At 72.8% G+C, this 13,150-nt stretch carries 12 protein-coding genes; 8 read left to right on the top strand and 4 right to left on the bottom strand.

What is annotated here, in order from left to right; all coding sequences use genetic code 11:
• Positions 1-33: 33 nt before the first annotated feature.
• Positions 34-771, top strand: coding sequence for a thymidine kinase (locus ACYVOO_RS11190; protein ID WP_461015499.1), 738 nt, complete (start codon positions 34-36; stop codon positions 769-771).
• Between the two features lie 90 nt (positions 772-861).
• On the opposite strand, the gene ACYVOO_RS11185 is transcribed toward ACYVOO_RS11190, so the two are convergent.
• A complete protein-coding gene (locus tag ACYVOO_RS11185; RefSeq protein WP_461015498.1) occupies positions 862-1,665 on the bottom strand; it encodes a VOC family protein in 804 nt (267 codons plus the stop codon).
• Between the two features lie 342 nt (positions 1,666-2,007).
• On the opposite strand from ACYVOO_RS11185, the gene ACYVOO_RS11180 reads away from it, so the two are divergent.
• On the top strand, positions 2,008-2,850 hold the full coding sequence (locus ACYVOO_RS11180; protein WP_461015497.1) for a sulfurtransferase: 843 nt from the start codon (positions 2,008-2,010) through the stop codon (positions 2,848-2,850).
• A 119-nt stretch (positions 2,851-2,969) separates the two neighbouring features.
• Here ACYVOO_RS11180 and sepH read toward each other — a convergent pair whose 3' ends face one another.
• Positions 2,970-4,094 carry a septation protein SepH gene (gene sepH / locus ACYVOO_RS11175; RefSeq protein WP_461015496.1) on the bottom strand — a complete coding sequence of 375 codons (1,125 nt, stop codon included), beginning with the start codon at positions 4,092-4,094 and terminating at the stop codon, positions 2,970-2,972.
• A gap of 428 nt (positions 4,095-4,522) precedes the next feature.
• Here sepH and ACYVOO_RS11170 point away from each other — a divergent pair, with 428 nt between their 5' ends.
• Complete coding sequence (locus ACYVOO_RS11170) at positions 4,523-5,728, top strand: hypothetical protein (protein WP_461015495.1); 1,206 nt, start codon at positions 4,523-4,525, stop codon at positions 5,726-5,728.
• A gap of 78 nt (positions 5,729-5,806) precedes the next feature.
• Here the strand turns inward: ACYVOO_RS11170 and ACYVOO_RS11165 are convergent, their stop codons facing one another.
• A complete protein-coding gene (locus ACYVOO_RS11165; RefSeq protein WP_461015494.1) occupies positions 5,807-7,111 on the bottom strand; it encodes a D-arabinono-1,4-lactone oxidase in 1,305 nt (434 codons plus the stop codon).
• A 294-nt stretch (positions 7,112-7,405) separates the two neighbouring features.
• Between ACYVOO_RS11165 and ACYVOO_RS11160 the strand changes: the two genes are divergently transcribed.
• Both ACYVOO_RS11160 and ACYVOO_RS11155 read left to right on the top strand, forming a co-directional pair.
• Positions 7,406-8,578, top strand: coding sequence for a ferrochelatase (locus ACYVOO_RS11160; protein ID WP_461015493.1), 1,173 nt, complete (start codon positions 7,406-7,408; stop codon positions 8,576-8,578).
• A 266-nt stretch (positions 8,579-8,844) separates the two neighbouring features.
• Positions 8,845-9,654, top strand: a complete 810-nt coding sequence (locus ACYVOO_RS11155) for an inositol monophosphatase family protein (protein ID WP_453346668.1) — start codon at positions 8,845-8,847, stop codon at positions 9,652-9,654.
• A 225-nt stretch (positions 9,655-9,879) separates the two neighbouring features.
• Here the strand turns inward: ACYVOO_RS11155 and ACYVOO_RS11150 are convergent, their stop codons facing one another.
• A complete protein-coding gene (locus tag ACYVOO_RS11150; protein WP_453346667.1) occupies positions 9,880-10,062 on the bottom strand; it encodes a hypothetical protein in 183 nt (60 codons plus the stop codon).
• Between the two features lie 373 nt (positions 10,063-10,435).
• On the opposite strand from ACYVOO_RS11150, the gene ACYVOO_RS11145 reads away from it, so the two are divergent.
• The 3 genes from ACYVOO_RS11145 to ACYVOO_RS11135 all read left to right on the top strand — a co-directional run bounded on the left by ACYVOO_RS11145 (position 10,436) and on the right by ACYVOO_RS11135 (position 13,148).
• Positions 10,436-11,089, top strand: coding sequence for a response regulator transcription factor (locus tag ACYVOO_RS11145; RefSeq protein WP_453346666.1), 654 nt, complete (start codon positions 10,436-10,438; stop codon positions 11,087-11,089).
• Between the two features lie 5 nt (positions 11,090-11,094).
• Positions 11,095-12,420, top strand: coding sequence for a sensor histidine kinase (locus ACYVOO_RS11140; RefSeq protein ID WP_461015492.1), 1,326 nt, complete (start codon positions 11,095-11,097; stop codon positions 12,418-12,420).
• Between the two features lie 428 nt (positions 12,421-12,848).
• Positions 12,849-13,148: a DUF4193 domain-containing protein gene (locus tag ACYVOO_RS11135; RefSeq protein ID WP_453346665.1), complete on the top strand. Its 300-nt coding sequence runs from the start codon at positions 12,849-12,851 to the stop codon at positions 13,146-13,148.
• Positions 13,149-13,150 lie beyond the last annotated feature (2 nt).

Genomic DNA, 13,150 nt, shown 5'->3' with positions numbered 1-13,150 from the left:
CCCCCCCCCACGCTGCGAAAGGCCGAAGTCCCCATGCCAGAGCTGGTGTTCTTCTCCGGAACCATGGACTGCGGGAAGAGCACGCTCGCGCTCCAGATCGAGCACAACCGCTCGGCGCGCGGGCTCCAGGGGATGATCTTCACCCGGAACGACCGCGCGGGGGAGGGACGGCTCTCCTCCCGGCTCGGCCTGGTCACCGAGGCCGTCGAGGCGGGCGAGACGCTGGACTTCCACGCCCACCTGGTCAAACACCTCACGGCGGGCGGCCGTACGGACTACGTGATCGTGGACGAGGCCCAGTTCCTCGCCCCGGAGCAGGTGGACCAGCTCGCCCGCGTCGTCGACGACCTGGGCATGGACGTCTTCGCCTTCGGCATCACCACGGACTTCCGCACCAAGCTCTTCCCCGGCTCGCAGCGGCTGATGGAGCTGGCCGACCGCATCGAGGTGCTCCAGGTCGAGGCCCTGTGCTGGTGCGGCGCCCGCGCCACGCACAACGCCCGCACCGTGGGCGGCAGGATGGTGGTCGAGGGCGCGCAGGTCGTCGTCGGCGACGTGGGGGAGCCCAGGGGCGAGGTCGGCTACGAGGTGCTGTGCCGCCGCCACCACAGGCGCAGGCTCACGGCCGTGACAGCGGGCGCGGGCGCGCTCTCTCCCGACGTGCTGCCGGTCGACGCACCAGGGCCGCAGTCAGGGCCGCAGGCGGGACCGCCGCTCGGCTCGTCGCCCCTCAACGGCCGGATGTCCTCCGCACCTTCGCGGCCACGCTGACGGTGCGGGCGGGGGCATCGGGCCCTGGCGCCCCGGCACCCGGGCGACGCTGACGCCCCCCGCTCCCGCTCCCGCCCCCGCCCCGCCCCGTCACGCCTGCCGCTGGATGACGCTGAACCGGGCGCCCTCCGGATCGGTGACCGTCGCCACCCGCCCGTACGCCGAGTCGCGCGGCCCCTCCAACACGCGCCCCCCGAGGCCCTGCACCCGGCGCGCCGCCTTCTCCGCGTCCTCGACCGCGAAGTACGTCTTCCAGTGCGGCCCCCGGTCGCGCGGCAGCGCCTGCCCGACCCCGTGGACCCCCGCGACGGGCTCGCCGTCCAGGCACAGCGTCAGATGGTCGAGGCTCCCGGTGCGCGCGGCCTCCGTCGCGTCCACGTCAAAGCCGAAGACGTCGGGGTAGAACTTGCCCGCGGGCCAGGTCTCCCGGCAGACCAGCTCGTACCAGACGGGGACGCCCGGCGTGTCCCTCTCCGCCGTCCCCAGGCCCAGATGGGCCTCCGCCTGCCATACCCCGAAGGCGGCGCCCACCGGGTCCGAGGCCATCGCCACCCGGCCCGCGTCCTCCGCGTCCAGCGGGCCGACGGCCACGGTGCCGCCGCACTGCCGGATCAGCGAGGCCGTCACATCGGCGTTCTCCGTCGCCAGATACGGGATCCACTCGACGCGGAACCGTCGCCCCGGTGCCATCTCCCCCAGCCCCGCGACCTCGCGCCCGTCGAGGAGGGCGCGGGCGTAGGGCCCCCACTGCTGCGGCCCCGAGCGGAACTCCCAGCCGAACAGGGCCTGGTAGAACTCCTGCGCCGCGGCCAGCCCGCGCACCATCAGGCTCGCCCAGCAGGGCGTGCCGCGTGTATGTCCTGTGTAGCCGTGCCGAGTCACTGCCCCGGTCATCTCTGTCTCTCTCCTCAAGACCATCATCGATGCGGTCGTGCGGTGGAACCGCCGTGACTTTCCTTCGGTTTTGTACCGGATCGATGCTCGCACCACCCGCGGCGCGACGCTCCCGTCCGCGCCGCGCGCCGCTGCATCGGCTGCGAACATCCACCACGTCCGTCGCGAACACCCGCTGTGAACCCGATACACGCGCCTCCGGCATCCGGGTACCCCCTGTGCCGCGATACGGGCGGCGGCACGGGCATGGGACCGCGGCATGGGCACGCGCACGGGACCGCGGTACGGGCGCACGCACGGGTCCGCGCACGCGGTGGGGTGCCGCTGCGCGAGGATGGCGCCATGACAGCCATCATCTCCGCATCCGCACTCGCGAGCGACCTCGCGGAAGGCTCCGTTCCCGTGCTTCTCGACGCCAGGTGGAAGCTCGGCGGCCCGCCCGGCAGGGAGGAGTACGAGAAGGGCCACCTCCCCGGCGCCGTCTACGTCGACCTGGAGACCGAACTCGCGGCCCCCGCGCGCGAGGGCACGGGGCGTCACCCGCTGCCCGGTCTGGAGACGTTCACCGCGGCGATGCGCCGTGCCGGGGTCACCCAGGAGGGTCCCGTCGTCGTGTACGACGGCGGCCAGGGGTGGGGCGCCGCGCGCGCGTGGTGGCTGCTGCGCTGGGCGGGCCATCCCGACGTACGGGTGCTGGACGGCGGACTGGCCGCCTGGCAGGGCCCCGTGACGACCGAGGTCCCCGACCCGCCCGAGGGCGACTTCGACCCGGTCCCCGGCTCCCTGCCGCTGCTCGACGCCGACGGGGCCGCCGCGCTGGCCCGTACGGGGCTGCTGCTGGACGCGCGCGCGGGGGAGCGGTACCGGGGCGAGGTGGAGCCCATCGACCCCGTCGGCGGTCACATCCCGGGCGCCGTCTCCGCGCCCACCACGGAGAACGTGACCGAGGACGGCACCTTCCGCTCACCGGAGGAGCTGCGACGCCGCTTCACCGGCCTCGGCGCGGACGCCGACACGGACGCGGGTCCGGAGGTCGGCGTCTACTGCGGCTCCGGCGTCTCGGCCGCGCACGAGGTGCTGGCCCTGGCCGTCGCGGGCTTCGACGCGGCGCTGTACGTGGGCTCCTGGAGCGAGTGGACGGCCGACGGCGCGCGTCCCGTCGCCACGGGCCCGCAGCCGGGCTGACCTGACCCCGGACCTGACGGCCCGGACACGCGACCGCGCGCGGCCCCGAGCCCTCACGGGCCGGAACCGCGCGCGGTCGCCGTCGCTCGCGGCGCTACGGGCGCGGGCTAGTCCTAGTCCTAGTCCTTCTTGCGCCGGGTGCCGAAGACGATCTCGTCCCAGCTCGGCACCGCGGCCCGCCGCCCCGGACGGACGCCGTCCGCCTCGGCCTGGCGGTCCGTGTTGCCCTTCAGCCGGTCCCGGTGCGCGCTGACCGAGCGCGGCATGAGCACGTCCGCGTAGGCGGAACCCGCGCTCGCCGCCGGAGCCGGGGGCTCCACGGTCTGCTCCTCCTCTTCCGGCTCCTCCTCGGCGTCCTGGACCTGCTCGCTCTCCGGCGCGGAGGGAGGCGGCCCTGCGGCGGGCGCCGACGGGGCGGGCGATGAGGGGCCCGTGGGCTGCTGCTCAGGGACGATCATGTCCCCGCGGAAGTTCGGCACCGCCTCCAGCAGGCTCGTCAGCGAGTCCGGCCCGTCCTCGGCGCCCGCACCGGGCCCGTCGTCCCCTTCGTCGTCGGAGAAGCCGGGGGAGAGCGCGGCGGGCTCCAGCTCGCCTCGGTGGTCCCCGCGCTCGCCGCGGTCGCGCGGCAGCCGCGCGATCCGCGGGACGAACGGGAAGCTGGGCTCCGGCGTGTCGTCCGTCTCCCCGATGAGGGCCCGCGCCTCGTCGTCCACGGCCTGTACGAGCCGCCGGGGCGGGTCGTACGTCCACGTGGCCGAGTGCGGCTGGCCCGCGACGCGGTAGGCGAGCAGCACCTCCCAGGTGCCGTCGTCCCGGCGCCACGAGTCCCAGTGCACGGAGTCCTTGTCGGCGCCGCGCAGCAGCAGCCGCTCGGCGACGGCCTCGCCGAGCTGGGGACCCGCGTTCTCGCCGGGGCGCCGCACGGGCGTCTTGCGCGCCCGCTCGGCCATGAAGGCGCGCTCCGCGAGCACGGGGCCCTCGAAGCGGCGTACGCGGTCGACGGGGATGCCCGCGAGCTGCGCGACTTCCTCGGCGGAGGCACCGGCCCTTATACGGGCCTGGATGTCCCGCGGGCGCAGGTGGCTCTCCACCTCGATCTCGATCTGGCCGAGCCGGGCACGGTCGTTTCGCACGGCGGCCCGCAGCCGCTCGTCGATCGGAAGCGTGTACTCCGTGCTGTCGGCAGCTTTGAGCACCAGCCGTGTGCCGTCGTTGCTGACGGCCACGACACGCAGTTCGGGCATGGGGACCTCCCGGGTGGTGCCTGCCGACGTCACGTGCGTCGCTGCTCCCGCTAGACGAGTGTGGCCTGCCCGGGCGCAGGCTGCCACAACCTTGCCGACTTGCCCGACGATCCGGAACTGTTCCGGGGTCGCCGCCATGGCACGGTTACCACTTCGCAACGCATAGTGACCGACGTAGTCACCTGTGCTGCCTGCGCCGGGCCAGAGCCGAGGCCAGGGCTCGTCACACTACTCCATTAGGGCAGCGGGGTGGACCGGCGCGCCGTCGAAGTTGCCGGACGGTAAGGGAGTTGAGTGCCCGGATGCCCATATGTGCAGCTTAGAGGTGGTGGCGAGCCTCACAGAACCCCCCGAATCGGAACCATTGCCTTCGCCCAATAGTCACCAATCAGTGCACAGTGGATGAAGTGTGCGAGCGAAGGCAGGTAATGGACGAGAAGGACAAAACCGGCACAGCGGACGAGGAGCCGAAGGCGAGGCGAATAGAACTGAGCTTCGCGCAGGTCGCGGGAAGCGCCCTGGCCGCGGTGATCGCCGCGGTGTTCGCGGGGAAGATGGGCGTCTACGGGACGTTCCTCGGCGCCGGCGTGGTGAGCGTCGTCGCCACGACGGGCGGCCCGATCTTCCAGCACTTCTTCCGCCGTACCGGTGAACAGATCAAGGACAAGACCCCGGTGCCGCCCCTCGTGCGCCAGATCACCGTGCGGGAGCGGGACGGCGACCGCGAGGCGACGACGGTGATGACCGTCGAGGATCCCGGTCCGTACAAGGACGAGTCGGAGCCGGTGAAGGAGCCGCTCGCGCCGCCCGGCCCGCCCCCCGATCCGGGCCAGGCGCCAGGCCCTGACCCCGGTCCCGGCTCCGACGCCGATCCGGAGCGGACGCGGCTCCTCCGTACGGACCTGGGCCGCACGGGACACGGCGCGACGGCCGGGCAGGGCGCGGAGGGGGCGCCCGTCGACGACCCGACGCGGCAGCTCAGGCTCGGCGCCGACCGGACCCAGCTGCTCAGGACGGCGGACGTGACGCGCCTGACCGCCGCGGCGCCCGAGGCCGGGGAGGGCACGGCGGAGACGGAGGCGGAGCCCGAGGAGTACACGTACGCCACCACGCACGGCACCCGCTGGCGCGGCTGGAAGCGGACGATGCTCCCCGCGGTCCTCGTCTTCGTCCTCGCCATCGGCGGGATCACGCTGTACGAGCTGCTCTCGGGCGGCAGCGTCTCCGGCGGCAAGGGGACCTCCATCAGCCATGTGTTCGGCTCCGGCGGCTCCTCCGACGGCGACGGCGACGACGGCACGACGCCCACCCCCGGGCCCAGCTCGTCCACCGGTTCGGGTGACGACGGCTCGTCCACCACGGACGGCGACGGCACGGACCCGGGAACCGGCTCGCCCAGCCCGGACACCGGCACGGGCGACGGCACGTCGACCACCCAGGAGCCGACGCCCACGCCGAGCGAGACCACGAAGGGCAGCGGCTCGGACGGTACGGACGGCGACACCGGCCGGACCACGGATCCCGACACCGGTACGAGTGGTGACACCGACCAGTCGACGGGCGACGCCGACGGGCAGTCCGGCACGGGCAGCGGCAGCGGCAGCGGCCAGCAGTCCGAGCCCTCCACCGGATAGCCCCGGCCCTCGGGCCCCCGTCCCCCTGCCCCCGCGCCCCGTGTCCCCGCCCTCAGCGGCGGGAGTACGGGGCGCCGCTCATGCGCCCAGGACCCGGCGCAGGTAGTCGTTGCCGAAGAGGCGGTCCGGGTCGAGCCGGTCGCGCAGCGCGGTGAACTCGGCGAAGCGCGGATACACGTCGGCGAGGTACTCCGCGTCGCGCGAGTGCAGCTTCCCCCAGTGCGGCCGCCCGCCGTGCGCCGTCATGATCCGCTCGGCGGCGGTGAAGTACGCCTCGTGCGGCGTGCCCCGGTACATGTGGACCGCGATGTACGCGGTCTCCCTGCCGCTCGCCGTGGACAGCGGTATGTCGTCGGCGGGCGCCGTCCGTATCTCGACGGGAAAGCTGACCCGGAACCCGGAGCGCGCCACCAGGGTCTTCAGCTCGCGCAGCGCGTCCATGGCCGCCTCGCGCGGCAGCGCGTACTCCATCTCCACGAAGCGCACCCGGCGGGGCGAGGTGAAGACCCGGTAGGGGATGTCGGTGTACGTGCGGGCCGACAGGGCCCTGCTGGAGATCCTGGCGACGGAGGGAACCGTGGCCGGGGCCCGCTTGCCCAGGGAGCAGGCCGCCTGGAAGACGCCGTTGGACAGCAGCTCGTCGTCCACCCAGCCGCGCACCCGGGGCAGCGGGCGCGCCGGTCCGGCGCTGCGGTTGTTGCGCTTGGTGTTGCAGCCGTCCGTGTGCGGGAACCAGTAGAACTCGAAGTGCTCGTTCTCGGCCACGAGTTGATCGAACTCGCTCACGACCTGCGCGAAGGGCATGGGCTCCTCGCGCGCGTGGAGCAGGAAGGCGGGCTCCACGGCGAAGGTGACCTCGCTGATCACGCCCAGCGCCCCGAGCCCCAGCCGCGCGGCGGCGAAGACGTCCGGGTTCTCGTCTGCGGAGCAGCGCGTCACGGAGCCGTCGGCGAGCACCAGCTCCAGGCCCGTGATCTGCGCGGCCAGCGAGGCCGACTCGCGCCCCGTCCCGTGCGTCCCGGTGCTCACGGCGCCCGAGACGGTCTGCTCCATGATGTCGCCCATGTTCGTCAGCGACAGGCCCTGCGCCGCCAGGGCCTCGTTGAGGCGCTTCAGCGGGGTTCCAGCGGCCACGGTGACCGTCCCGGCCGCGCGGTCGACGGACCGGATGCCGGTGAGCCGGTCGGGGCGGATGAGCACGCCGTCCGTCGCGGCCACACCCGTGAAGGAGTGCCCGGAGCCCGCCGCCTTCACGGTGAGCCCGTCCTCCGCGGCCCTGCGCACCACCTCGGCCAGCGCGGCGGTGGTGGAGGGGGCGCTGGTGCGCACGGGGCGGACGGCGACGTTCCGGGCCCAGTTGCGCCAGGTGACCCGGCTGCTCATCGGCTGCACGCTCATCAACGACCGTCCCCTCTCGCCGCCGGTACCGGGCGGAGCCCGGCCAGTTGGTGGGGGATCATACTCACGGCTCACCTGCCCGTGACCGGCAGGACCGCCCACGGCCACCGGCGGGACTCCGCGCGGCCATCGCCGGGACCATGCGCGGCCATCGTCGGGACCACGCGTGGCCACCGTCAGGCTCCCGCGCGGCCGTCCGGCGGAGCGGCCCATGGCCACCCGGCGCACGGACGGGAGCCCGACCGCCGGTTTCCCGTGACGGATGGCAGGATCGGAGATATGTCCGATGCGCTCGAAGCCAGCGACCCCGCGGACCCGCGCGGCCTGGCGGGTCCCCCCGATGTCCGTCCCTACGACGCCCTGCTGCTGCTCTCCTTCGGCGGCCCCGAAGGGCCCGAGGACGTCGTGCCGTTCCTGGAGAACGTCACCCGCGGGCGGGGCATCCCGCGCGAGCGCCTGGAGGAGGTCGGACAGCACTACTTCCTCTTCGGCGGCGTCAGTCCCATCAACCAGCAGAACCGCGAGCTGCTGGACGCCCTCCGCAAGGACTTCGCGGACCACGGAGTGGACCTCCCCGTCTACTGGGGCAACCGCAACTGGGCGCCGTATCTCACCGACACCCTCCGTGAGCTGGCCCGCGAAGGGCGTGAGCGCGTCCTCGTCCTCGCGACGAGCGCCTACGCCTCCTACTCCGGGTGCCGCCAGTACCGCGAGAACCTCGCCGAGGCCCTGGCCACCCTGGAGGCCGAGGGCATCACGCCGCCGCACGTCGACAAGCTGCGGCACTACTTCAACCACCCGGGCTTCGTCGGGCCGATGACCGAGGGCGTGCTCGACGCGCTCGGCCGCCTCCCCGCCGAGGTCCGCGACACCGCGCACCTGGCCTTCACCACCCACTCCATCCCCGTCGCCGCCGCCGACACCTCGGGCCCCGTGGAGGACCACGGCGACGGCGGTGCCTACGTGGCACAGCACTTGGACGTGGCGCGGCTCGTCGCCGACGCGGTACGGGAGCGCACCGGCGTGGAGCGCCCCTGGAAGCTCGTCTACCAGTCCCGCAGCGGCCCCCCGCACGTCCCCTGGCTGGAGCCGGACATCTGCGACCACCTGGAGGAACTGCACGGGCAGGGAGCGCCCGCGGCCGTGATGGTCCCCATCGGCTTCGTCTCCGACCACATGGAGGTCCTCTACGACCTGGACACGGAGGCCACCGACAAGGCCCGCGAGCTGGGCCTGCCCGTGGCCAGGTCCGCGACGGTCGGCGCCGACCCGCGCTTCGCCGCCGCCGTGCGCGAGCTGACGGTGGAGCGGGCCGCGGCCGAGCGCGGCGGCGACCCGCGGCGCTGCGCGCTCGGCGCCCTCGGCCCGAGTCACGACCTGTGCCCCGTCGGCTGCTGCCCCGCGCGCACGCCCAAGCCCGCGGCGGCGGGCGCTGACAGCCCGTACGCGTAACCCCCTTCCCGTTGGCCGCCCGTCACCTCCGGGCGAGCCGCGCGTCGCGTGCCGTGCGCGCACGCGCGGCTCCGGGGCCCCGCGCGGTTGCGCGGGGGCAGCGGGGGAAGGCGGAGGACGGGCGGTCCCGGTGACCCCGGCCGCCCCGCGCGTCCCCTTCGCACCACACGTCCGCCGCCCCTCCCGCCCGCCACGAGCACCACGACAGACCCGCACCGAGCCCGAGCACCGAGCCCGAGCAGTACGACGATCGAGCAAGGAGAGACGTGAGCGACCAGCTCGACCAGTTGAAGGCCGAACTCCTCGAACTCGCCCTGGAGGCGGCCCACCGGGCCGGTGTCCTCCTGCGCGACGGGCGACCCGACGACCTCGGCGTCGCCGCCACCAAGACCAGCGCCGTCGATGTCGTGACCGAGATGGACCTCGCCTCGGAGAAGCTGATCACCGGCTATCTCTCCGAGCGCCGCCCCGACGACGGCTTCCTGGGGGAGGAGGGCGCCTCCTCCGAAGGCAGCAGCGGCGTCCGCTGGGTCATCGACCCGCTCGACGGCACCGTGAACTACCTCTACGGACTGCCCAACTGGGCCGTCTCCATCGCGGCCGAGTACGAGGGCGAGGCGGTGGTCGGCGTCGTCGAGTCACCCCCTCGCGGCGAGACGTTCCGCGCCGCACTGGGCCACGGGGCCTTCCTCAACGCCAAGCCGATCCAGTGCCGCCCCTCGCCGCCGCTGGACCAGGCCCTGATCGGCACGGGCTTCGGCTATCTCGCCGAGCGCCGCGTGGCGCAGGCCGAGACGGTGCGGCAGATCGTCCCGCGCGTCCGCGACATCCGGCGCTCGGGGTCGGCGGCGATCGACCTGTGCGACGTCGGCGCGGGACGGCTCGACGGCTTCTACGAGCGCGGGCTGAACCACTGGGACCTGGCGGCCGGCGACCTCGTCGCACGCGAGGCCGGGGCCCTCACCGGCGGCCGGCCGGGCGAGGCGCCGGGCAACGAGCTGACCGTCGCGGCGTCCCCCGGCGTCTTCGGCTCCCTCCAGCCGCTCCTGGACGACCTGGGCGCCTGGCACGACTGAACGGCTGACGACCGACCACGGCGTCCGGGGCCCCGCCCGTCCCCGGGCTCCGGACCGTACGCGGGCATGCGACCGGGCCCCGGGAGAGATCTCCAGGGGCCCGGCGACGTACGGGATGCGCCGCTCGCGCCGTGCCGGACCCCTTCGGGTCACGGACGGGGCGCGTACGGAGCGGGGAAACGTGAGGTGGGTGGGCCAGGGCCTCGTCGGGGCCCGGGGGCTTCGTCAGGCCGGAGCGGTGGCGCTGCTGCCGACCTGGACGCCGTGCTCGGCGGCGAGGCGGTGCAGATCTTCCAGCTCGGCCTGCTCGACCTCCGCGAGGAAGTCGTCGCCCGACTCGCGCGCGTGGTGCATTTCGGACTCGGTGTTCCTTATGCGTTGCAGCAGCCCTGCGGTGAACGCGTCCATGGTGCGCCCCCTCGTCGTGGGTCGGTGGCACGGGGATGTGCCGAGGGTTCCGGTCGTCCCGGTCACGGCGTGGTCCCTGCTGCGCTGCCCGGAGGCAACTGTGGTGCGGCTGGCGAGGCATGCCGCCTGGAGGGCGTGATCTCGGGTGTGCACTCGTCCTCCCCACCACGAATCTCAGGGAAACCTCAACGCCCCTGAAAAATCCGAGAATCCCCGCGACGGCAGGGCCCTTACAGCCGATTTATCGAGCTTCGGGGCAGGATGGAGGCCGACACCCCCCGTGTGCGGCCGCCCAGGTCATCAGCCGGAACCCCCTGTAAACGGCCGCGCACGCGGTGGCGCCCCCACACCACACCGAGGGAAGGACAGCGCAGTGCGCGTACTCGTCGTCGAGGACGAGCAGCTACTCGCCGATGCCGTGGCGACCGGCCTCCGCCGGGAGGCCATGGCGGTCGACGTGGTCTACGACGGCGCCGCGGCCCAGGAGCGCATCGACATCAACGACTATGACGTCGTCGTGCTCGACCGCGACCTCCCCCTCGTGCACGGTGACGACGTCTGCCGCAAGATCGTCGATCTGGGGATGCCGACCCGGGTGCTCATGCTCACCGCCTCCGGGGACGTCAGCGACCGCGTCGAGGGTCTGGAGATCGGCGCCGACGACTATCTCCCCAAGCCCTTCGCCTTCTCCGAGCTGATCGCCCGGGTCAGGGCACTGGGGCGGCGCACGACCACGGCCCTGCCGCCCGTGCTGGAGCGCGCGGGCATCAAGCTGGACCCCAACCGCCGCGAGGTCTTCCGCGACGGCAAGGAGATCCAGCTAGCGCCCAAGGAGTTCGCCGTCCTGGAGGTGCTCATGCGCGGCGAGGGCACCGTCATCTCGGCGGAGCAGCTGCTGGAGAAGGCGTGGGACGAGAACACGGACCCGTTCACCAACGTCGTCCGGGTCACCGTGATGACGCTGCGCCGCAAGCTCGGCGAGCCTCCGGTGATCGTCACCGTTCCCGGCGCCGGATACCGGATCTGATCGCCATGGCAGCCTCCACCTCGCCCCCCGGGCCCCAGCGGCCCCCGGCCCCCGACGGCCCTCCGGCTGCCGGGCAGACCGCGCAGCCCGCCAACGGGCACACCCAGGTGCGCGCGGCCCCGCCCAAGCCCACCTGGGACCCGCGCGAGCCCTCCCGCCCGTACCCCTGGCTGCGGCCCACGATCCGCATAAGGCTCACGCTGCTCTACGGCGGCATGTTCCTCATCGCGGGCATGGTCCTGCTCACGATCATCTATCTGCTCGCCGCCCAGGCGCTGCACGAGGGCAGCCAGCTCCCCTTCCGCATCCTCAACGCCAACGCGCAGCTCACCTCGGACTCCTGCCCGGGGCTGACGGGCACGCTGCCCAGCGAGGTCTTCATGCAGCGCCTCGCGGACTGCACGGACACCCAGCGCGCCCTCGCCCTGGACCAGCTCCTGCGGCGCTCCCTGCTGGCCCTGCTGGGGCTCGCGGTGGCCGCCTTCGCCTTCGGGTACGTGATGGCGGGCCGCGTGCTGGCGCCGCTCGGCCGCATCACCCGCACAGCGCGCCAGGTCGCTGGCTCGGACCTGCACAAGCGGATCGAGCTGGAGGGCCCGGACGACGAGCTGAAGGAGCTGTCGGACACCTTCGACGAGATGCTGGACCGCCTGGACCGCGCCTTCACGGCCCAGCAGCGCTTCGTCGCCAACGCCTCGCACGAGCTGCGGACGCCGCTGGCGATCAACCGCACACTGCTGGAGGTCCAGCTCGCCGACCCGGACGCGTCCCCCGAGCTGCACCAGCTCGGCAAGACGCTGCTGGCGACGAACGAGCGCAGCGAGCAGCTCGTGGAGGGCCTGCTGCTGCTCGCGCGCAGCGAGAACGAGATCGTGGACCGCAAGCCCGTGGACCTCTCCGAGGTGGCGAACCAGGCTGTCGAGCAGACGCGTGGGGAGGCCCAGACGAAGGGCGTCGAACTGCGCGGTGTCCGGCAGCCCGCCTATGTACAGGGCAACGGGGTACTCCTGGAGCGCGTCGCACTGAACCTGGTGCAGAACGCCGTGCGCTACAACCTGCGGGAGAGCGGATGGGTCTCTGTCAGCACGTACGCGCAGCCGGGGCAGGCGGTCCTGACGGTGGAGAACACCGGGCCCGCCGTCCCCGCCTACGAGATCGACAACCTCTTCGAGCCCTTCAGACGGCTGCGCAGCGACCGCACGGGCAGCGACAAGGGCGTCGGTCTGGGCCTCTCGATCGTCCGCTCCGTGGCCCGCGCGCACGGCGGCACGGTCACGGCGGAGCCTCGCGAAGAAGGGGGGCTCCTGATGCGGGTCTCCTTGCCCGTCTGAGATCATCCGGCTCCGGAAGCCAGGAAACCGGCTCCGGAGGCCCGGAACGGGCCGCGAAAAGTTCGCTCTGTGCGGAATTTTTTCCGGCCCGGGTCCCCTTCGAAAGCCTTGTGATCGATCACACACGCTATTTTCCAGCGGTGTACGCAGGGTGATCGCATAGTGGGAAGAAATCCGGGTAAATCCAGGTTTCCGCAGGTGGAGATCATGGGCAGTACCCGAGATGGTGTGCGCGAAGCGCGACCAGTGGGCGTCTATGGTTCTCCTCGACAGCCGACGCGATCACCTCTTCAGGGGTGCGGTTGGGTGTCGATTGAGTAACAGACCTTGATGTGAGGCAAAATCTCCGCCTCAGGTCGGGCACAAGTCCGGCCTCTCACGCGTTACGTGCGCTGAGACACCGCAGACACCCAGAGGGGGAGAGCGAAATGGCAACGGATTACGACACCCCACGCAAGACCGATGACGATGTCAATGAAGACAGCATCGAGGAGCTGAAGGCCAGGAGGAACGACAAGTCCGCGTCCAACGTCGATGTGGACGAGTTCGAGCAGGCCGAGGGCCTGGAACTCCCCGGCGCGGACCTCTCCAACGAGGAGCTGTCCGTCCGGGTGCTGCCCAGGCAGCAGGACGAGTTCACCTGCATGAGCTGCTTCCTCGTGCACCACCGCTCGCAGCTCGCTGACGAGAAGAACGGCCAGCCGATCTGCCGCGACTGCGCGGCCTGACC

The sequence above is a fragment of the Streptomyces daliensis genome, assembly GCF_054782395.1.
The sequence above is the reverse complement of the archived record's forward strand: the minus strand, read 5'-3'. Positions and strand labels throughout refer to the sequence as shown.